The 19,081-nt window shown below is 72.7% G+C and carries 18 protein-coding genes; 11 read left to right on the top strand and 7 right to left on the bottom strand.

The window, feature by feature from the left end; genetic code table 11:
* Positions 1-34 precede the first annotated feature (34 nt).
* Positions 35-688: an RDD family protein gene (locus tag ACFY1T_RS34255; RefSeq protein WP_390791665.1), complete on the bottom strand. Its 654-nt coding sequence runs from the start codon at positions 686-688 to the stop codon at positions 35-37.
* Between the two features lie 308 nt (positions 689-996).
* Here ACFY1T_RS34255 and ACFY1T_RS34250 point away from each other — a divergent pair, with 308 nt between their 5' ends.
* Both ACFY1T_RS34250 and ddaH read left to right on the top strand, forming a co-directional pair.
* Complete coding sequence (locus ACFY1T_RS34250; RefSeq protein WP_390791664.1) at positions 997-2,658, top strand: phospholipase D-like domain-containing protein; 1,662 nt, start codon at positions 997-999, stop codon at positions 2,656-2,658.
* 217 nt (positions 2,659-2,875) lie between these two features.
* Positions 2,876-3,712, top strand: a complete 837-nt coding sequence (gene ddaH, locus ACFY1T_RS34245) for a dimethylargininase (RefSeq protein ID WP_390791663.1) — start codon at positions 2,876-2,878, stop codon at positions 3,710-3,712.
* A 57-nt stretch (positions 3,713-3,769) separates the two neighbouring features.
* Here the strand turns inward: ddaH and ACFY1T_RS34240 are convergent, their stop codons facing one another.
* Positions 3,770-4,270, bottom strand: coding sequence for a hypothetical protein (locus ACFY1T_RS34240; protein ID WP_384705799.1), 501 nt, complete (start codon positions 4,268-4,270; stop codon positions 3,770-3,772).
* A gap of 414 nt (positions 4,271-4,684) precedes the next feature.
* Between ACFY1T_RS34240 and ACFY1T_RS34235 the strand changes: the two genes are divergently transcribed.
* The 3 genes from ACFY1T_RS34235 to ACFY1T_RS34225 all read left to right on the top strand — a co-directional run bounded on the left by ACFY1T_RS34235 (position 4,685) and on the right by ACFY1T_RS34225 (position 6,973).
* Positions 4,685-5,797, top strand: a complete 1,113-nt coding sequence (locus ACFY1T_RS34235; protein ID WP_390791662.1) for an alpha/beta hydrolase — start codon at positions 4,685-4,687, stop codon at positions 5,795-5,797.
* Positions 5,798-5,932: 135 nt separating this feature from the next.
* Positions 5,933-6,181: a hypothetical protein gene (locus tag ACFY1T_RS34230; RefSeq protein ID WP_390791661.1), complete on the top strand. Its 249-nt coding sequence runs from the start codon at positions 5,933-5,935 to the stop codon at positions 6,179-6,181.
* A 99-nt stretch (positions 6,182-6,280) separates the two neighbouring features.
* Complete coding sequence (locus ACFY1T_RS34225; RefSeq protein ID WP_390791660.1) at positions 6,281-6,973, top strand: RraA family protein; 693 nt, start codon at positions 6,281-6,283, stop codon at positions 6,971-6,973.
* 12 nt (positions 6,974-6,985) lie between these two features.
* Here ACFY1T_RS34225 and ACFY1T_RS34220 read toward each other — a convergent pair whose 3' ends face one another.
* On the bottom strand, positions 6,986-8,575 hold the full coding sequence (locus tag ACFY1T_RS34220) for an alpha/beta hydrolase (protein WP_390791659.1): 1,590 nt from the start codon (positions 8,573-8,575) through the stop codon (positions 6,986-6,988).
* A 289-nt stretch (positions 8,576-8,864) separates the two neighbouring features.
* Here ACFY1T_RS34220 and ACFY1T_RS34215 point away from each other — a divergent pair, with 289 nt between their 5' ends.
* On the top strand, positions 8,865-10,700 hold the full coding sequence (locus ACFY1T_RS34215; protein ID WP_390791658.1) for a hypothetical protein: 1,836 nt from the start codon (positions 8,865-8,867) through the stop codon (positions 10,698-10,700).
* Between the two features lie 192 nt (positions 10,701-10,892).
* The gene (locus tag ACFY1T_RS34210; RefSeq protein WP_390791657.1) at positions 10,893-12,533 is read left to right on the top strand and encodes an AMP-binding protein; all 1,641 of its coding nucleotides are present in this window, start codon (positions 10,893-10,895) and stop codon (positions 12,531-12,533) included.
* A gap of 25 nt (positions 12,534-12,558) precedes the next feature.
* Here the strand turns inward: ACFY1T_RS34210 and ACFY1T_RS34205 are convergent, their stop codons facing one another.
* Both ACFY1T_RS34205 and ACFY1T_RS34200 read right to left on the bottom strand, forming a co-directional pair.
* A complete protein-coding gene (locus tag ACFY1T_RS34205; RefSeq protein ID WP_030160993.1) occupies positions 12,559-12,885 on the bottom strand; it encodes a putative quinol monooxygenase in 327 nt (108 codons plus the stop codon).
* 97 nt (positions 12,886-12,982) lie between these two features.
* The gene (locus ACFY1T_RS34200; protein WP_390791656.1) at positions 12,983-13,726 is read right to left on the bottom strand and encodes an IclR family transcriptional regulator; all 744 of its coding nucleotides are present in this window, start codon (positions 13,724-13,726) and stop codon (positions 12,983-12,985) included.
* Positions 13,727-13,841: 115 nt separating this feature from the next.
* Here ACFY1T_RS34200 and ACFY1T_RS34195 point away from each other — a divergent pair, with 115 nt between their 5' ends.
* Positions 13,842-14,534 (top strand): hemerythrin domain-containing protein, encoded by a 693-nt coding sequence (locus tag ACFY1T_RS34195; RefSeq protein WP_390791655.1) that lies wholly within the window; start codon positions 13,842-13,844, stop codon positions 14,532-14,534.
* 24 nt (positions 14,535-14,558) lie between these two features.
* On the opposite strand, the gene cynR is transcribed toward ACFY1T_RS34195, so the two are convergent.
* Positions 14,559-15,446 carry a transcriptional regulator CynR gene (gene cynR, locus ACFY1T_RS34190; protein ID WP_390791654.1) on the bottom strand — a complete coding sequence of 296 codons (888 nt, stop codon included), beginning with the start codon at positions 15,444-15,446 and terminating at the stop codon, positions 14,559-14,561.
* A 124-nt stretch (positions 15,447-15,570) separates the two neighbouring features.
* Here cynR and ACFY1T_RS34185 point away from each other — a divergent pair, with 124 nt between their 5' ends.
* Positions 15,571-16,176, top strand: a complete 606-nt coding sequence (locus ACFY1T_RS34185) for a carbonic anhydrase (protein WP_384705818.1) — start codon at positions 15,571-15,573, stop codon at positions 16,174-16,176.
* Positions 16,177-16,226: 50 nt separating this feature from the next.
* A complete protein-coding gene (gene cynS / locus ACFY1T_RS34180; RefSeq protein WP_384705820.1) occupies positions 16,227-16,697 on the top strand; it encodes a cyanase in 471 nt (156 codons plus the stop codon).
* 105 nt (positions 16,698-16,802) lie between these two features.
* Here cynS and ACFY1T_RS34175 read toward each other — a convergent pair whose 3' ends face one another.
* Complete coding sequence (locus tag ACFY1T_RS34175) at positions 16,803-17,426, bottom strand: TetR/AcrR family transcriptional regulator (RefSeq protein ID WP_384705822.1); 624 nt, start codon at positions 17,424-17,426, stop codon at positions 16,803-16,805.
* Between the two features lie 120 nt (positions 17,427-17,546).
* Between ACFY1T_RS34175 and ACFY1T_RS34170 the strand changes: the two genes are divergently transcribed.
* Entirely contained in the window at positions 17,547-18,992 is a 1,446-nt protein-coding gene (locus ACFY1T_RS34170) for an amidase (RefSeq protein WP_390791653.1), read from the top strand.
* Positions 18,993-19,081 lie beyond the last annotated feature (89 nt).

Here is a 19,081-nt window from a genome sequence, read left to right as displayed (position 1 = left end):
CCTCACCCCGCGTGGGCGCGAAGCCCTTGAGGACTCAGCCCTTGGGGACCTGGATGACGACGGTGTTGCACACCTTGTCGGCGAAGGTCTGCTTCTTGTCGTCCCACAGCGGCCACAGGAAGCCGATGTAGCAGGGGATGCCGTCGAGGGCGTGGGCCAGCTTGCGGACGAAGGCCATGCCGAACCCGAGGAAGGCGCCGTCGGCCTCGCGGCGCAGGCTGATGCCCACGACCTTCTTGCCGATCGTCTGGCCCGTGGTGCCTTCCTTGTAGAGCTGGAAGATGGCCATGCCCAGCGCGTACAGCCAGCCGATCATGAAGAACACACCAGGGCCGGAGTTCGCGGGGTCGCTGCTGATGGCCAGGTCGATGAAGCCGAGGGCGTACATCGGACCCGCGATGATCAGGCCGTCGAGCAGGTACGCACCGACGCGCTGGCCCCAGTGCGCGAGCGGCGGCATGCCCGAGCCCGGCATGCCCGGCATGCCGGGCGGCGGGTAGGCGCCGTACGGCGGCGGGGTCTGCTGCGGGGCCTGCTGGGGGTAGCCGTACTGCGGCGGCACGCCCTGCGGAGGCTGCTGCGGGTAGCCGTACTGCGGCGGCACGCCCTGGGGGGCCTGCTGCGGGTAGCCGGGCTGACCCTGCGGGGGCTGCTGGCCGTACGGGTTGTTCGGGTCGCCGAAGCTCATGGCGAAAACTCTCCGGTGTCGGAAACGGGGACGTAGCGGATGGATCGGAGGAACATCACCATGTATCCGGTTTGCCCCCCTGAGCTGCCGCGATCTAGCGCGCATCATCGTGGTCGTTCCATCGACCACTTGTCCAATCCGGCCAGAACGGCTGCTTTCGGCCCGGCTGCGCGTGTCGGCCGCACCGAGGTGGCCGAATCCGATATGCGGGAATTCCCCGCGCTTCTGACCCGGTGGTAACTTCCGCGAGTTGATCTTGCCGGTCGCCCCCTCGCGGCGACGGCGGTCCCTCTCGCAAGGAAGTCACCGTGCACCGCCATACCCCCTCGCTCCGCCGCCCGTCCGCTCACCTTCCGTCAGCCCTCGCCGTACGCGCGGCGGTACCGGCGGCCCTGCTGGCGCTGTTCGCCGCCGTCCCGGCCTCGGCCGCCCCGGCGGCCGGCTCCGGGGCCGAGCCGGCGCCCCACCTCGACGCGGTGGAGCAGACCCTGCGCCAGGTTTCCCCCGGCCTCGAAGGCCAGGTGTGGGAACGCACCGCCGGCAACGTCCTCGACGCCTCGACGCCCGGCGGCGCCGACTGGCTGCTGCAGACCCCCGGTTGCTGGGGCGATGACAAGTGCACCGCGCGCCCGGGGACCGAGCAGCTGCTCTCGAAGATGACGCAGAACATCTCCCAGGCGACGCGCACCGTCGACATATCGACCCTGGCGCCCTTCCCCAACGGTGCGTTCCAGGACGCGATCGTCTCCGGCCTCAAGACCTCGGCCGCGCGCGGCAACAAGCTCAAGGTGCGCGTCCTGGTCGGCGCCGCACCGGTCTACCACCTGAACGTGCTGCCGTCGAAGTACCGGGACGAGCTCGTCGCCAAGCTCGGCGCCGACGCCCGCAACGTCGACCTCAACGTCGCCTCGATGACCACCTCGAAGACGGCGTTCTCCTGGAACCACTCCAAGCTCCTCGTGGTCGACGGCCAGTCCGTGATCACCGGCGGCATCAACGACTGGAAGGACGACTACCTGGAGACCGCCCACCCGGTCGCCGACCTCGACCTCGCCCTGCGCGGCCCCGCCGCCGCGTCCGCGGGGCGCTACCTGGACGAGCTCTGGTCCTGGACCTGCCAGAACAAGAGCAACATCGCCAGCGTCTGGTTCGCCTCCTCCAACGGCGCCGCCTGCATGCCGGCGATGGCCAAGGACACCGCCCCCGCCGCGCCCGCGCCGGCCCCGGGCGACGTACCGGCCGTCGCCGTCGGCGGACTCGGCGTCGGCATCAAGCGCAACGACCCGTCGTCGTCCTTCCGGCCCGCGCTGCCCAGCGCCCCCGACACCAAGTGCGTCGTCGGCCTGCACGACAACACCAACGCCGACCGCGACTACGACACGGTCAACCCGGAGGAGAGCGCCCTGCGGACGCTGATCTCCAGCGCGAACCGGCACATCGAGATCTCCCAGCAGGACGTGAACGCGACCTGCCCGCCGCTGCCCCGCTACGACATCCGCGTCTACGACGCCCTCGCCGCGCGGATGGCGGCCGGCGTCAAGGTCCGCATCGTCGTCAGCGACCCCGCCAACCGCGGGGCCGTGGGCAGCGGCGGCTACTCCCAGATCAAGTCGCTCTCGGAGATCAGCGACACCCTGCGCGACCGCCTCGCCCTGCTGACCGGCGACCAGGGCGCGGCCAAGGCGACCATGTGCTCCAACCTCCAGCTCGCCACCTTCCGCAGCTCCCAGAGCCCGACGTGGGCCGACGGCCACCCGTACGCGCAGCACCACAAGGTGGTCTCCGTCGACGACTCGGCCTTCTACATCGGCTCCAAGAACCTCTACCCGGCGTGGCTCCAGGACTTCGGCTACGTGGTGGAGAGCCCGGCGGCGGCCGCCCAGCTGAACGCCCGGCTCCTGGCCCCGCAGTGGCAGTACTCCCGCGCGACGGCCACGATCGACCACGAGCGCGCCCTCTGCCAGTCCTGACCCCTCCTCCCGCCACCCGCGCGCAACCGCCCCCGGCAGCCCCTGCCGGGGGCGGTTGCGCGCGGGTTCGGCGTCGGCAGTGCGGTTCCCGCACTCCTTTCAGAACGCCCCCGGGCGCCGCGCCGGCTTCATCCGGTGTTCGTCCGGGGCGCGCAAGCTCGGCCGGGGAAGACCCCCTCACACCGGCCACCACCGTGGCCCCCGCCCGGGAGCGACCATGACCTCTGCCCCGACGCCGTCCGCCCGGCCGCGCGAACAGCGCCCGCGCCGGTACCTGATGTGCCGCCCCTCCCACTTCGAGGTGGTGTACGCGATCAACCCCTGGATGGACCCGGGGAAGCCGGTCGACGCAGACCTCGCCGTCCTCCAGTGGGAGCGGCTGCGCGAGCTCTACCGCGAGCTCGGGCACACCGTCGAGCTCATCGACCCGGTACCCGGCCTGCCCGACATGGTGTACGCGGCCAACGGGGCCACCGTCGTCGACGGCCGCGTCCTCGGCGCCCGCTTCCGCAACGCCGAGCGCGCCGCCGAGGGGCCCGCGTACCTGGACTGGTTCCGGGAGAACGGCTTCAGCGCGCTGCACGACCCCCGGTACGTCAACGAGGGCGAGGGCGACTTCCTGGTCACGGCCGCGCACGTCCTGGCCGGACACGGGTTCCGCAGCGACGAGCGCGGCCACCGGGAGGCGCAGGCGTTCTTCGGCCGGCCCGTCATCAGCCTGGAGCTGGTCGACCCGCGCTACTACCACCTCGACACGGCGCTCGCCGTGCTCGACGAAGACGAGATCATGTACCACCCTGAGGCCTTCGCCCCCGGCAGTCGCGCCCTGCTGGAGGCGCTCTTCCCCGACGCGCTGCTCGTATCCGCCCGGGACGCCGCCGTGTTCGGGCTGAACGCCGTCAGCGACGGGTTGAACGTGGTGCTGCCGGAGGCCGCCGAGGGGCTGGCCGGGCAGCTGCGCGAACGCGGCTTCCGCCCCGTCGGCGTGGACCTGTCCGAACTGCTCAAGGGCGGCGGCAGCGTCAAGTGCTGCACCCTCGAGATCCGGTCCTGACCGAGCCGGTCCGCGGGGGTGTGCCGCGGCCCCGGGGGGGGCCGCGGCACGGACGGGTCAGTGGAACAGCATCGAGGCGTCGCCGGCCGCCGTCGTGACCGATCCGGGGCACAGGAAGCTGCCCGAGGTCTTGGTCGCGGTGAAGGCCTGGTTGAGGTACTTGCGGGTGGCCCCGTCACGGTTCCACGTGATGTTCGTGGCCTTGTAGCGGCAGGAGATGAAGCTCATCTTGCCCGTGATGTCGATGGCGTCCGTCCTGGCGAGGCCGGCGGCGTCGTCGAAGGTGAACGCGGGGTTGTTGTTGAGGGATGCGGTGATGCCGCCGTTGCAGGCGAGGTTGCCGCCGGGGGTGTTGATGGTGGTGCGGTCGACGGTCAGTGCGCCCGGGGGGTTGGCACTGGTGCGCGCGTTGGTCCACGTACAGGTGTTGCCGGCGACGACGATGACGCCGTCGAGCTGCTGGTCCGCGGTGGGGCCGAGGGCCGTCGCCGACGTTGCTCCGCCGACGACCACCGCTGCCGCCAGTACTGCGGCGCCCGGCCATGTCGAGATCTTCATGCTTCGCTCCTCTTCGCCACGTCCTCGTGGGGTGTGAAGCGGGGCCTTGGGGGGCCTCGCCGGCGTGCGCCCGGCCCGGCGGAGGCGGTTTCCGCGCCGGCCCGGGGAGAGAGCTTTCGAGACACGCCAGGGAAGGTCCCACAGGGACCTTGAAATGTCAGGCCCATGTCAAGTGATTGGCTGGAGTTCGTCCTGGATCCCCTCCGCCACGTGCCCGGCCGCGGTCGTCCCGCCCGGTCGGACGCCCGGGATGGCGCAAAAGGTGCGCGGGCAAGTCGGCGGATTCCCTTCTCCCGTGAACGGTGTGGAACGGATCGGGCCCCGTTGCGGTCTAGCCTTGTGCGCCCGCACAGATGGCGCCGCCGGACCACAGGTCCGCGCCGACCCGGCCAGCGCAGAAAGTCCCACTGATCCGTGAGTCTCACCAGCAGCACGCTCCTGATCCTCGTCCTCCTCGCCACCGTGCTGGCCTTCGCCGCCGCGGTGTGGCTGTGGCCACGCCTCGGCCGGCGGGGCGGGCGGCCGGTGCTCGGCCGGGTCGGCGTCGTCGTCGCGCTCCAGGTGCTGCTGCTCGCCTCCGTCGGGCTCACCGCCAACCGGACCTTCCTGCTCTACGGTTCCTGGGCGGACCTCGCCGGGGCGGAGCGGCCGGCGCCCTCCATGGGTCAGGACGCGCCCGGAGGCGCGGCGGTCCGCGTCCTCGGCCGGCAGCCCACGGACGTACCCGGCGGCGGAACGCCCCGCATCGGCGGTGAGATCGAGAAGATCACCGTGCGCGGCGAGGGGTCCAAGGCCGTGGTGCAGGCGTACGTGTACCTGCCGCCCGAGTACTTCCAGAAGGGGAACGAGAACAGGAAGTTCCCCGCCACGGTGGTGCTCACCGGCTTCCCGGGGATGGCGGAGAACCTGCTCAAGGGGCTGGACTACCCGAAGACGGCGTGGAGGCTCGCCAAGCAGAAGAAGATGCCGCCGATGGTCCTGGTGATGATGCAGCCCTCGGTGATCCCGACCCGCAACAGCCAGTGCGTCGACGTGCCGGGCGGCCCGCTCAGCGAGACCTTCTTCGGTACGGACCTGCCCAAGGCGGTCTCGGGCGCCTACCGCGTCGGCACCTCGCCCTCGAGCTGGGCCGTCATGGGGGACTCCACCGGGGGCTACTGCGCGCTGAAGATGGCGTTGGAGCACCCGGAGCACTACGCGGCCGGAGTGGGCCTGTCGACGGACTACAAGCCGGAGCTCGACCAGTACTCCGGTGATCTCTTCCACGGGAACGCCGCGGAGGAGAAACGATCCGACCTGCTGTGGAGCCTGGACAACCTGCCGCAGGGCAAGTCCTCCTTCCTGGTGGCGAGCTCGAAGCAGGGCGAGCCGAACTACAAGGACACGCGGAAGTTCGTCGCGAAGGTGAAGGAGCCGGCCCGCGTCTCGTCGATCACCCTCGACAGCGGCGGCCACGGCTTCAACACGTGGCGCCGGGAGATCCCGCCCGCACTGGAGTGGCTCGGCGGCCGCATCGCCGCCGAGTGAGCCGGTTTCCCGCCCTCTCTCCCTCCCGCCCTCTCTCCCTCCTACTCTCCCGCTCTCGCCCGGGCGGACCGGCCCGCCGCCCCGTGCCGGCTCCGCCCGGATGCGGGCCCGGCCGCCCGGGCGGAGGCTGGGGCCATGCACCACACGCCGATCCTCGTCCACCCGATCGCCCCGGCCGGCGGCCGCCGCGTCTCCCTGCGCGCCGAGGGCCGGGACACCGTCCTCGGCCTGGCCTTCGACGACTCCGACGTGATCGAGTTCCTGCGCCGGGCCGGCGTACCCGACCCCGACGACACGGTCCTCGGCGGCTCCGAGCTCGTCGAATGGCAGGGCGACGAGCCGCACGCCTTCGAAGCGGAACCCTCCGACACCGACATCCCGTGACTCCCCGTCCCGAACCCCGACGCCCGGGCGACCGGGAGGGCACCATGGGGGCGGTGGCTGATCCGAGCCGTCCGTTCGGGAGATGAAGGGGAAGACGGCATGCTGAAGGCCTTCGCCGACCTGTCCACGCCGCTCGTGGCCGATGCCTGCGTCCGTACGGGTGTGCCACTGCGCGTGGCACCGCCCGGGATCCGCACCGTGCTGCCCGGCCACCGGGTCGCGGGCCGCGCGCTGCCGGCGCGGCACTACGGCAGCGTCGACGTGTTCCTGGAGGCGTACGGATCCGCCGAGCCCGGCGACGTGCTGGTCGTCGACAACGGCGGCCGCACGGACGAGGCCTGCGTCGGCGACCTCACCGCACTCGAGGCCGAGGCCGTCGGCCTGTCCGGCCTCGTCGTGTGGGGACTGCACCGCGACACGCCCGAGCTGGCCGAGATCGGCTTCCCCGTGTTCAGCTACGGAAGCCACCCGCCGGGGCCGGTGCGGCTGGACGAACGCGAGCCGGAGGCACTGGTCACCGCCCGGTTCGGGCCGCACCTCGTCGGCGGCTGGGACTTCGTCTTCGGCGATGCGGACGGGGTGCTGTTCGTACCCGGCGACCGGGTCGAGGAGGTGCTGGACACCGCGCTCGCGATCCGCGAGACCGAGCGCGAACAGGCCCGCCGGATCCGCACGGGCGAGACCCTGCGCAGCCAGACGGCCTTCGCCGACTACCTGGTCCTGCGCGACGCCGACCCCTCGTACACCTTCCGCCGGCACCTGCGCCGGATGGGCGGCGCCATCGAGGAGTGACGGCGCCCCCGGTCACCGCCGCGCGGCCGGGCACACGGTGTCCCCGGCCGGCAGGGCGCCGTCCAGCAGGTAGCCCTCGACGTACGCGTCGACGCAGGCGTTGCCGTTCTGGAACTGGACGTGGTCGCCGCCCTCGACGGTGACCAGCCGGGATCCGGCCAGTCCCCGGTGGGCGCGTACGGCGGCCTCGTAGTACGTCGCCGGGTCGTTCCTCGAGTTGAGCATCAGCACCGGCGGCAACCCCTCCCCGGTGACCTTGACGCGCGGAGCCTTGGAGCGCGGCCAGTTCGCGCAGACCGAGGCGTACGTCAACTCCCGCGCTCCGGCCAGCGGATGGGTGCGCGTGGCTTCGGCGCTGCGCTCCACCCAGTACCGGCCGTCACGGTTCCACGGGGTGTCGCCGCAGGTGACCGAGAAGAAGTCGGCGATGAACTCGGCGCCCATCAGGTGCTTCAGCTTCCCGGCGACGGCCTTCCTCGTCTCCGCCGGAGCCTGCTCCGGATGCTCCAGGAAGCCGAGGAGCGCCGCGAGGTCCGCGAACTGGCCGGTGTTGTAGAGGGCGTTCGTGGCCGCCCCGTCGAGGTGGTTTGGCGTGATGACCGTCCCCTCGACGTCCAGTGGCCGGTCGTGCAGGGCGGCGCGCACCCGCTCGTACGAGGCCCGCGCCTCCTCGGGGGTGCGCCCCTGGTGGTACGTGGCGTCGTTGGCGGCCAGCCACGGCAGGAAGTCCTGCTCGAAGCGGCGCTGGAAGCTCATCGGCTGCCCGGTCAGGAAGGACTGCCAGTCTCCGGTGAAGTCGATGTTGCTGTCCAGGACGACCCGTTCCACGCGGCGGGGGAACTCGGTCGCGTAGTACGCCCCGAGGAAGCTGGCGTACGAGGGCCCGTAGTACGCGATCTGCTCCACCCCGAGCAACTCCCGGTACAGGTCCATGTCGTGGACGGCCTGATCGGTGGTGATGTACGGCAGCAGCGGGCCCGAGTTGCGCTCGCAGTCCCGTACGAACTCCCGCGCGCGGTCGAAGGTGCGGCGGACGGCGGCCGCCGAGCGGTCGCGCAGGTCGCCGCCGCCGAACATGGTGTCGACCTTGCCCTGGTCCGAGCAGACGACCTTCGTACTGGAGCCCACGCCCCGCTGGTCGAAGCCGACGATGTCGTACGCGGCCGCCAGCTTCGGGCTGTACGAGGCGAGCCGGGCCGGCCGGGGGAGCCCCGAGGCCCCGGGACCGCCGGCCGCCATCATGAGCACGCCCCGGCGCTTCGCCGGATCCGCCGCGCGGCGGCGGGAGACCGCGATCGTCAGGTCCGGGCCGGAGTCCGGGTGGTACCAGTCCCGCGGTACGGACATCGAGGCGCATTCCAGCGCACCGTCCGCGCACGGCTGCCAGTCGAGCCGCTGCCGCCGGTACCGGTCCGGCACCGGCGGGGTCGCGGGGCCCGCCGGCCTTGCGATCGCGGCGTCGGCGGCGGCCGCGGTGTTCGCGACGGCCGCGGTGTTCGCGACGGCCGCGGCTTCCGCCGGGCCGACGGGCAGGGCGGCCGCGGCGAGCAGCCCGCAGGCGGCCGCCGCGAGCCGTCGCGCGGGCTTCTTGAACAGGTGCATGTCTGAACTCCCCCTGGGATCCGGTTGGTCCCCTTGATCGTGCCGCGCCGGCCCCCGCGCCCTCGATAGCCCTGCCATCCGCATCCGGGGTGGCACCAGTGCCACCCCGTGCCACCGCCGCCCCGTACCCGTGCCACCCTTCTGCGACGGCTTTGCCCTGGGGCGGGGAGTCCGTAGCAGAACCGATACTTCACGCCTCTGTGACGTGTATCGCACGCAGCGCTACATTGCCCACGCCCCGCGGCTGCGGGGAGGTGCGGGCCGTACGGCCGGGGGAGGGGCATCGACGATGGGCTCTGGAGTCTTCGCGAAACTGGGGAGCGCGGTCACCGCGAAAACGGCCGCCGTGGCCGTCGCCGGCGCCGTGGTGGTGTCCGGCGCGGTGGGGGCGGGCGTATGGGCGCTCGGAGGCGGCCCGCGGCTGGAGGTCGTCCAGCGCAGCGTCTCCGTACCGGTCGCGGCGGGCGGCGAGCAGTCCGCGGTCGCCGCCTGCCAGAGCCATGAGAAGGCGCTCGGCGGCGGATACGCCGTCACCGGCACGGGCTTCGCCACGAGCAGCCTCTTCGTGGGCGATGCCTGGCTGGCGGCCGCGTACAACCCGGACGCCGTGCCCGCCACGCTGACCTCGTACGCGCTGTGCGTCAACGCGAAGCCCGAGTTCCTGGGCGGCGTCGGCTGGTCCGAGCAGGCGCACGCCTACCAGGACCGGGGCAACAAGATGACGAGCGCCAGCGGTGGCGGGTCGATCCACGACCTCACGACCGACGGGCCGTTCGTGGACGCGGCCAGGCACGCCTCCGCCTCGCCCTCCTGCCCGGGCGACTTCACCTCGCTGGGAACGGAGTTCAGGTCGGGCCGCACCGTGACGGGCCGCGGGGTGGCGCCGGTGCCGCTCGACACCCTGACCACGAAGTCGGCGTATGCCGACCCGGCCAAGGCCGTGCCCTACGTCAGGCTCAATCCGGGCAGTCGTCTGAGCGGCGCCACCTTCCCGATCCGCTCGTCCGAGTTCATCACGCACCAGACGCGGATCGAGGACCCGCAGCCGCCGGAGGCGAACTACGCCGTCTCCGTCCGCCCGATCTGCGTCCGGCTGGGGAGCGTGTCCGTGGCCACCGTCAAAGTCGCGGTGACCGCGGGCGGCAGCGTGGACGCGGCGGTGTCGTGCCCCAAGGGCAAGCTGGTGGTCGGAGGCGGCTTCCAGTTCCCGGCGGCCAACGAGACGGGCGGCCCGGAGGCCCCGGCGCGCTTCTTCGGCGACGGCTGGCTGTACGCACCGGCCGACGCGCCGGCGGCCGGTGAACCGTCGGGCCGCAAGGTGACGGCCTGGCACGTCACCGGCAGGAACGGGCAGAAGGCCGGTGTCGACTACCACAACTCGGTCTGGGACGAGCACAGCGACCGGGAGACGCGCACCGGAAACGGCTACTTCGACACGCACCGCCGCGGCCCCGACGACCAGGAGCTGCACGTCTCGCCGGTGCCGGACAGCCAGGAGCTGGTCGCCAGCGCGGTCTGCGCGAAGATCGACGCCAAGCCCACCGAGCCGGCCAAGGCCCCCGCTGCGCCGTCCGTCTCCCGGCCGGAGCTGCCGCACGCCCTGGACCCGGCGCCGGGCGGCACGGACGGCACGGGCTCCGCGCCGCCCTCGCCCTCCGCCCCGCCGGCCGGCGCTTCGCCGTCGACGAGCCCGTCCGCCCCGCCCGGTACGACTCCCACACCCGGTGGCCCCAACAGCCCGGGGAACCCGACCAAGGGCGGCCCGACCCGGCCCGGCACGCCGTCGCAGAGCGGTACGCCGACCCGGCAGCAGCCGCAGGCCCCGGCGGTGGACATCCAGCAGCCCTCCGGCGGCGGCCAGTTGCGGCGCGGCTGCGAGGAGTCGTTCGCCGGGACGGCCCGGACCCGCCCGGGTGACCAGCCCCTGACCGACCCGCAGTACACGAGCTGGCGGATCACCGGGCCGAACGGGCCCGTGGCGCTGGGCGCGGGCGCGTCGGGCCGGTTCCTGGTCCCCCTGCTGCCCGACGGGACGTACAAGCTGGTGTTCACCGCGACCGATCCGGCGGCCGGGCTCACCGGCAGCGCGGAGATCTCCGTCAGGATCGTCGGCTGCATCCGCTGAAGATCCGGCACGCAACATCGGGCACCGGGGGCACGCAACACCGGACACCGGCGACCGGGCACGCGCGACCGATCGCTGAACACCCCTCGGGGGAAAGGCCGCAGGACGGTGGCCGGGGCGCCGGACGAAGAGGATCATGAGGGAGGCGCCGGCCCGCCGGGCCCGCCCCGCCACCGAGTCCAGGAGGTACGTGTGTCTGCCGCGTCGAACACCGCGTCGTCGAGCTACGCGTCCGGGGTCTTCGAAGTGCCGCTGCTGGGCGACACGATCGGCGAGAACCTGGACCGCACGGTCCGCCGGTTCCCCGACCGCGACGCCCTCGTCGACCTCGCCGCCGGGCGCCGGTGGACGTACGCGGAGCTCGCCGCCGACGTCGACGCCCTCGCGCTCGGCCTGCTGGACCTGGGCATCGGGAAGGGGGACCGGGTCGGCATCTGGGCGCCCAACCGCGCCGAGTGGACGCTGGTGCAGTACGCCAGCGCCAAGATCGGGGCGATCCTCGTCACCGTCAACCCGGCGTACCGCTCGCACGAGGTGGAGTACGTCCTGCGCCAGGCCGGGATCCGGCTGCTCGTCGCGGCGGAGCGCTTCAAGTCCTCCGACTACGCCGGGATGATCGAGGAAGTCGCCCCGCGCTGCCCGGACCTGGATTTCACCGTCCTGCTGGAGACCCCGGAGTGGGCCCGTCTCCTGGAGCGGGGCCGCGGCGGTGATCCGGCGGACCTCGCGCGGGCGGCGGCGGAGCTGAGCCCGGACGACCCGGTCAACATCCAGTACACCTCGGGGACCACCGGCTTCCCCAAGGGGGCGACCCTCTCCCACCACAACATCCTCAACAACGGCTTCTTCGTCGGGGAGTTGTGCCACTACACCGAGCGGGACCGGGTCTGCATCCCGGTCCCCTTCTACCACTGCTTCGGGATGGTGATGGGCAACCTCGCCTGCACCAGCCACGGCGCCGCCATGGTCATCCCGGCCCCGGCCTTCGACCCGGCGGCCACGCTCGCCGCGGTGGAGGCGGAGTCGTGCACCTCCCTGTACGGGGTCCCCACGATGTTCATCGCCGAACTGGCCGCGCCCGGCTTCGACTCGTACGACCTGTCCAGCCTGCGTACGGGCATCATGGCGGGCTCGCCCTGCCCGGTCGAGGTGATGAAGGAGGTCATCGACCGGATGGGCATGCGCGAGGTGTCCATCTGCTACGGGATGACGGAAACCTCGCCGGTGTCCACGCAGACCCGCGCCGGAGACTCCGTGGAGCGCCGGGTGTCCACGGTGGGCCGCGTCGGACCGCACCTGGAGGTCAAGGTGGTCGATCCGCAGTCGGGGCGGACCGTACGGCGCGGTGAGCCGGGGGAGCTCTGCACCCGCGGCTACTCGGTGATGCTCGGCTACTGGGGCGAGCCGGAGCGCACCGCCGAGGCCGTCGACGCCGCCCGCTGGATGCACACCGGCGACCTCGCGGTGATGGACGAGGACGGCTACCTGAGCATCACGGGCCGCATCAAGGACATGGTGATCCGGGGCGGGGAGAACGTGTACCCGCGCGAGATCGAGGAGTTCCTCCACGGTCATCCGGACGTGCTGGACGTGCAGGTCATCGGAGTCCCCGACGCCAAGTACGGGGAGGAGCTGATGGCCTGGGTGCGGATGCGTGAAGGGGCGGAGCCGCTGACGGCGGAAGCCGTCCGCGCGTACTGCGGCGGACGGCTGGCGCACTTCAAGATCCCCCGCTACGTCCACGTCGTGGAGGAGTTCCCGATGACCGTGACCGGCAAGGTCCGCAAGGTCGAGATGCGCGAGACGGCGGCCCGGCTGCTCGGGTTGTCCTAGGGGGTGTCTTGTCGATCAGGCCGGATCAGCTACGGGGGGACAGCTCGGCCATGGCGCTCCAGCCCTGGCCGGGCACCTCGACGTGGATGATCTCCGGCGTACTGGCGATGGCGCCGGCGAGGGTCTCCATACCGGCCTTGAAGTGGTCGGACGCCACGTGCGCGGCGCCGGCCTCGGCGTCGGTGAAGGCTTCCAGGAGGGTGTACTTGGTGGGGTCGTCGACGCTGCGCGACCAGTCGTAGAAGAGGTTCCCCGGCTCGTTGCGGGTGGCCCGGGTGAAGTCGTCGACGAGCGTGAGCCAGTTGTCGCTGTGCTCCGGACGGACGTCGAACCTGACGGCGATGAAGATCATGCCGACCAGCCTGGCACCCCGCGGCGGCCCGCGCATCCCGATCGCACCGTATTTCCGGCAGCGTCGGAAACGCGGTGCGACGGCCCGCCGGGCGGCCTCAGGCGCAGTCGGCCGCGGCCCGCGCGAGCGCCGTGCGGATCTCCAGGGGGCGCCGCCGGAACTCCGCGGTCGGCAGCGACACCGACAGGGCGTGCACGGCCTCGCCGTCGTGGTCCGGGCCGCGCCGCAGGGCGACGGCCAGGCAGGTGTACGCGGGATCGGCCTCGCCGACCGACACGGCGAAGCCCTGCCCGCGGACCCGGGAGAGCTCCGCCTCCAGCAGTTCGGCGCTGGTGATGGTGGCCCCGGTCAGGCGGGCCATCCCGTGCTCGGCCAGGTACCGCCGGCGCAGCGGGCGGGGGAGCTCGGCGAGCAGCGCCTTGCCGTGCGCGGTGGCGTGCGCCCGGGTCTCCCGGCCCGGGGTGAACGGATTCCCCGCGTCCGTGACCGGGGCGGTGGTGTCCACGACCGTGATCAGGCCGCCCCGGTAGGCGGTGTAGTACGCCTCTGCGCCGGTGGTCCGGCGCAGCCGGGTCAGCAGGTCGGCCATGCGCGGGGCGGGCTCCAGATGGCGCAGCAGGCTCCGGTGCAGCCCGGGGATCCGCGGTCCCAGCACGTACCCCTGCGCGGTGCGGACGAGGTATCCGCGTGCCGTGAGCGGGGCCAGCAGGTGGTAGGCGGTGGACAGCGAGCACTCCATCCTGCGGGCCAGGGCCTTGGCGCCGACCGGTCCGGGCGCGTCGGCGACGGCGTCGAGGATCGCGAGCGCGCGGTCGACGGACTGCGGACCGGTGGGCGGCATGGTGCGGATCTCCGGAGACGGGGGCGTGACGTGTCCCCGAGCTTATGCCTCAGTGGACGGGTGGCGTTCATCGGACGTTGACCCGACGCTGACACGTGGCGCGCACAGTCTCCCCATGGACAGCGAACACGTCGCCCCCGCGAGGGCTCACGGCCGGGCGGCCGCCGATCTCACACGTGTCCGGGTCGCCCACCGCGCGATCCTGGCCGACATCGAGCGCCTGGCCGGGCTGCTCGCCGCACTCGCCGCGGCCGCCGAACCGGCCGAGCCCGCGCGGGCCGAGGCCATCGCCGGGTACGTGCACCGGTACAACGACGTCGTACGCGGCCACCACCGCGAGGACGAGATCCTGTGGCCGGTCGTCCTGGACGCCGTTCCCGACGCCGCCGAGGCGCTGGCCGGCATCGTGCGCTTCGTCGCCGACCACGAGGCGCTCGACGCGCTCCGCGCCGACTGCGATGCCGTCGCGGCCCGTTTCGCCGCCGAACCCGGCCGCCACGCCGGCCGCCTGGCAGGGCTCCTCGCCGACCAGCGGGACCTGCTGGCCGCGCACCTCGAGGCCGAGGAGGAGCACGTCCTCCCGGTGATCTCCGGCCAGGTGCCGGCCGCCGCCTACGCCGCGGCGCAGGCCCGCATCCGCAGGGCCGACCGGTCCGCGGATCCGGCCTGGTCCCGCGCCTGGCTGCTCAGCCACGCCACCGAGGACGAGGCCCGCCGCCTGCTGCCCGCGGGGGGCGGGGGAACGGCCGCCTTGGAACCACAGCTGCGGGCGTACGCCGCCGAGGCGTCGGCGGTGTTCGCCGGCTGAGCGGTTGCGGCCGCCGCGCCCGGGTCAGGACTGCGCCCACCGCCGGGCGAGCGAGGCGAAGGCGAGGGCGGCGGCGCTCTCGTACGCGCTCTCGCGGCGCAGCAGGACCACGGTCCGCGCGGGGAGGGCGGGGTCGAGCGGGACGGGGTGCAGCGGGGCGCCGTCGCGGGTGAGGGCGTCGGGCAGCACGGTGGCCAGCCCGGTGCGCCGGACGATCTCGGTGAGGGCGCTGATGGAGTTGGCCTCGACGGCGATCCGCGGTTCGACGCGGTGGCGGCGGAAGTACGCGTCGATGTGGGCCCTCGTGGCGAAGTCGCCGCTGAGCAACGCGAGTGGAAACTCGCGGAGTTCGGCCACGGGCAGGGGTTCGGTGCGGCCGGCGTGCGGATGGCCGGGGCCCACGACCAGGCCGAGGGTCTCGGTGAACAGATCGGTGGAGCCGATGCCGGGCAGGTGCGCCCCCTGAAAGGCGATGCCGAGGTCGACGGCGTCGGCCAGCAGCGCCGACTCCAGCTGACCCTGCGTCATCTCCTTGACGTTCAGGGTGATTCCGGGGTGGAGGGCGTGCAGCCGGGCGGCGAGTGGACCCAGCAGGTACGCGGTGAAGGTCGGCGTCATCGCCAGGCGCAGGCTGCCGCGGGACAGGTCCGCCACGTCCAGTACGGCCCGCTCGGCGGCGGCCAGGTCCTGGACCGCACGGCGCGCGTACGAGGCGAAGGCCGAGCCCGCGTCGGTCAGGCGCACGGCGCGCCCGGTGCGGTCCAGGAGCTGAACGCCGACGGTCCGCTCCAGCTGCTTGACCTGCTGCGAGAGCGTGGGCTGCGAGATGTGCAGCTCCTCGGCGGCGCGGGTGAAGCTGCCGTGTTCGGCCACGGCCAGCAGGTAGCGGAGGTGGCGCAGTTCCAGGGGCATGGGAGTGAGTATAGATGACAGCAATAGCGATCATGCTTGATGCGACTTGGACACTATAGATGCAGGTCATGCATGGTGGATCTCGTCAGCCCGACCAGGGCCGGCCCCACCGAAGGGAGTGACCGTGCAAGACCTCACCGAGGGCCTCGCGCACTTTCAGCAGGACGTCTTCCCGGCGAAGGCGGAGCTATTCGCCCGCCTGGCGACCACCCACCGGCCGCAGACGCTCTTCATCGGCTGCTCCGACGCCCGCGTCGTCCCCGAGCTGATCACCCAGCGGGAGCCGGGCGAGCTCTTCGTGATCCGGACCGCCGGCAATCTCGTACCGGCCCACGCGGCCCTCGCGGAAGGTGCCGACGGCGGCGACGGAGTCGCCGCCAGCATCGAGTACGCGGTGGCCGTCCTCGGCGTCGGCGACATCGTGGTCTGCGGGCACTCCGCCTGCGGCGCCATGACCGCACTCGCCGCCGGCCACGACCTCGCGGAGCTGCCCGCCGTCGCCCGCTGGCTGCGCCACGCGGCCCCGGCCGCGGCGTCACGGCAGGAATTGGGGGCCCTGATCCGCGGCAACGTCGCCGCGCAACTGGCGAACCTGGCCACACACCCCGCGGTGTCCCGCGCCCTGGCCGCCGGGACCGTCACCCTGCACGGCTGGGTCTACGACATCCCCACCGGCGCGGTCGAGCGCATCGCCCCGGCCGCTGGCCGGTCCGCCGTCCTCGCGGCCTGAAGCCCGTACCCACGGCCGTGCACCATCCCACCCCGAAAGAGGAACCTCTCGTGATCCACGCCCAGTTCGACCCCTCCGCCCGTCAGGCCCTGGCCGTCGCCGCCGTCGACGCCAAGATCCGAAAGGACCTCTCCTGGCAGCAGATCGCCGACGCGGCGGGCCTGTCCGTCGCCTTCGTCACCGCGGCCGTGCTCGGCCAGCACCCCCTGCCGGCCGCCTCCGCCGAGGCCGTCGCCGGGCTCCTCGGCCTCGACGCCGACGCCGCACGGCTCCTGCAGACCATCCCGACCCGCGGCTCCATCCCCGGCGGCATCCCGACCGACCCGACGATCTACCGCTTCCACGAGATGCTCCAGGTCTACGGCACCACCCTCAAGGCCCTGGTGCACGAGCAGCTGGGCGACGGCATCATCAGCGCGATCAACTTCAGGCTGGACGTCAAGAAGGTCGCCGACCCGGACGGCGGGGAGCGCGCCGTCATCACCCTCGACGGCAAGTACCTCCCGACCAAGCCCTTCTAGGGGTCCAAGCCCTTCTAGGGGTCCAGGCCCTGCCGTGGTCCGAGCCCTGCCGCGGGCCAGGCCCTTCCGGGGTGTCCGTGAGTCCTGAAGGAATCCCTTCAGGACTCATCGGCGTTCCTCGCGCACCGCCGTCGCCCGGTCCAGTGCCGCCGTGACCGCGGCCACGAGCCTTTCGCCCGCACGGTCGACGCTGCCGTTCTGCGCACTGACCTGGGCCCCTTCCAGGAGGAAGGTGATCTCCGCGGACACGTCGTCGGGCATCCGCGCACCCGCCCGCTCGCACATGGCCGTGAGGCGGCGGCGCTGACCGGCCTTGTGGTCCTCGATCAGCCGGCGGGCCGGGTGGCCGGGATCGCCCAGCCCGGCGATGGAGTTCACGAACGGGCAGCCCCTCCGGACGATGTCCGCCAGCCCGTCGGCGACGAACCGCGCGACGCCGAGCACCTGGGCCCGGCCGTCGTCCGCGTGCTCCGCCTCCACCTGGTCGAAGGCGGTCCTGTACTGCGCCGCGACGATCCCCAGCCACTCCTCGATCAGCGCGTCCTTGGTGGCGAAGTGGCGGTAGAGGGCCATCTTCGTGGTCTGCGCCTGCTCGGCGATGGCCTGGACCCCGACCGCCCTGACGCCCTCGCGGAGGAACAGTTCCTCCGCCGCGTCGAGGATGCGCTCGCGCGGCGGGAGGCGGGGGACCCTCGACTCCCGCCCCGGCCTCGTGGTGCTGCTCGTCATGGTGTGCCTCGCTTCGGTCGCGCTGGCCGGCCTCTCCCGGGCCATGTTACGTTACCGATCACCCCCAAGCGATACCGATCGGTATCGCACAGGACCGATCGGAAACAGAGGTGGGACTCCGTGGAGCTGCACGAATACACCCGGTACGACGCGGTGGGACTGGCCGGGCTCGTGGCCCGGGGAGAGGTGACCCGGGCGGAGCTCACGGACGCGGCCCAGGCCGCGATCGCGGCCGTGAACCCGCGGATCAACGCCGTCGTGGAGAGCTGGCCCGCCGAGGACGCCCCGCTCCCGGGCGGCACACCGCTCGCCGGCGTGCCGTTCCTCATCAAGGACCTGGCCGTGTCGATGAAGGGCAAGCGCGTCGAGTCGGGCAGCCGCCTCGCCGCCGGCAACGTGGCGGGGGAGGACTCCTTCCTGATGCGGAGGTTCCGCCGGGCCGGCCTGGTGACGCTGGGCCGCACGGGCACGCCCGAGTTCGCCTTCAGCACGACCACGGAGCCGGTCCTGTACGGAGCCGCCCGCAACCCCTGGGACCTCACCCGGACGCCGGGCGGCTCCAGCGGCGGGTCGGCCGCGGCCGTCGCCGCCGGCGTGACCCCCCTCGCGCACGCCACCGATGCGGCGGGATCGATACGGGTACCGGCCGCCAGTACCGGGCTGTTCGGGCTCAAGCCCACCCGGGGCCGGGTCTCCCTGGGGCCGGAGGCCGACGAGGTCTTCAACGGCCTCGCGGTGCACGGCGGACTCAGCCGGACCGTACGGGACAGCGCCGCCCTGCTCGATCTGATCCAGGGTCCGGAGACCGGCGACCCCTACTTCGCGCAGCGCCCCCGCCGCCCGTACCTCGAAGAGGTCACCAGGGAACCCGGCCGCCTGCGCGTCGGCCTGGTGACCACCCCCGGGAGCGGACGCGCCGTGGAACCGGCGGTGACCGGAGCCACCCTGGCCGCAGCCCGGCTGCTGGAATCACTCGGCCACCGGGTCGACGTCACCACGGTGGAACTCGGCGTGAGCTGGGAGGAGTTCGTCCTCGCCAACGCCCGCCTGTGGTGCGCCAACCTCGTGCAGTGGATCGACGGCTTCGCCGAGGCGTCCGGCCGGCCCGTCGACGAGTCCACCGTCGAGCCCGAGATGCTCGCGAGCTACGCGTGGGGACTCACGGTGAGCGGCGCGGAGTTCGTGCACGCCCTCGACGTGCGCAACCGGGTCGCCCGCTCGATCGGGGCCCAGTTCGAGGCCCGGGACCTGCTGCTGACGCCCACGCTCCCCGAGCTGCCGGTCGCCCTGAACACCTACGGCCGTGGGGCGGAGGGCGCCGACGGGCGGGGCTGGGTGGAGCACCTGTTCCACCGCTCGCCGTTCACCGCCGCCTTCAACGTCGCCGGCACACCCGCGATGTCGGTTCCGCTCGCATCCGACCCGGCGACCGGCATGCCGATCGGTGTCCAGTTCGCCGCGGGCTACGGGCGCGAGGACCTGCTCTTCCGGCTCGCCGCGCAACTGGAGAAGGCCGAACCCTGGGCGGAGCGCAAGCCCGCCGTATGGGCGGGCGACGCTCCCTAGGGCGTGTCCGCAAAGTCCCGCCTGCCCCGCGACGCCCGGCACGCGCTCTCGGCGCACCGGGCGAAATCCCGAGTACGTCCAGTACAAGG

It is taken from the genome of Streptomyces sp. NPDC001194 (assembly GCF_042896985.1).
GTDB lineage: Bacteria > Actinomycetota > Actinomycetes > Streptomycetales > Streptomycetaceae > Streptomyces.
This window is presented reverse-complemented; position numbering and strand designations above follow the sequence as displayed.

What these genes read in the sequence shown, in the direction of transcription:
- ACFY1T_RS34255 (WP_390791665.1), bottom strand. Translation starts at nt 688, where the DNA reads ATGAGCTTCGGCGACCCGAACAACCCGTACGGCCAGCAGCCCCCGCAG.
- ddaH (WP_390791663.1), top strand. Translation starts at nt 2,876, where the DNA reads ATGACCTCTGCCCCGACGCCGTCCGCCCGGCCGCGCGAACAGCGCCCG.
- ACFY1T_RS34240 (WP_384705799.1), bottom strand. Translation starts at nt 4,270, where the DNA reads ATGAAGATCTCGACATGGCCGGGCGCCGCAGTACTGGCGGCAGCGGTG.
- ACFY1T_RS34230 (WP_390791661.1), top strand. Translation starts at nt 5,933, where the DNA reads ATGCACCACACGCCGATCCTCGTCCACCCGATCGCCCCGGCCGGCGGC.
- ACFY1T_RS34225 (WP_390791660.1), top strand. Translation starts at nt 6,281, where the DNA reads ATGCTGAAGGCCTTCGCCGACCTGTCCACGCCGCTCGTGGCCGATGCC.
- ACFY1T_RS34220 (WP_390791659.1), bottom strand. Translation starts at nt 8,575, where the DNA reads ATGCACCTGTTCAAGAAGCCCGCGCGACGGCTCGCGGCGGCCGCCTGC.
- ACFY1T_RS34215 (WP_390791658.1), top strand. Translation starts at nt 8,865, where the DNA reads ATGGGCTCTGGAGTCTTCGCGAAACTGGGGAGCGCGGTCACCGCGAAA.
- ACFY1T_RS34205 (WP_030160993.1), bottom strand. Translation starts at nt 12,885, where the DNA reads ATGATCTTCATCGCCGTCAGGTTCGACGTCCGTCCGGAGCACAGCGAC.
- ACFY1T_RS34200 (WP_390791656.1), bottom strand. Translation starts at nt 13,726, where the DNA reads ATGCCGCCCACCGGTCCGCAGTCCGTCGACCGCGCGCTCGCGATCCTC.
- ACFY1T_RS34195 (WP_390791655.1), top strand. Translation starts at nt 13,842, where the DNA reads ATGGACAGCGAACACGTCGCCCCCGCGAGGGCTCACGGCCGGGCGGCC.
- cynR (WP_390791654.1), bottom strand. Translation starts at nt 15,446, where the DNA reads ATGCCCCTGGAACTGCGCCACCTCCGCTACCTGCTGGCCGTGGCCGAA.
- ACFY1T_RS34175 (WP_384705822.1), bottom strand. Translation starts at nt 17,426, where the DNA reads ATGACGAGCAGCACCACGAGGCCGGGGCGGGAGTCGAGGGTCCCCCGC.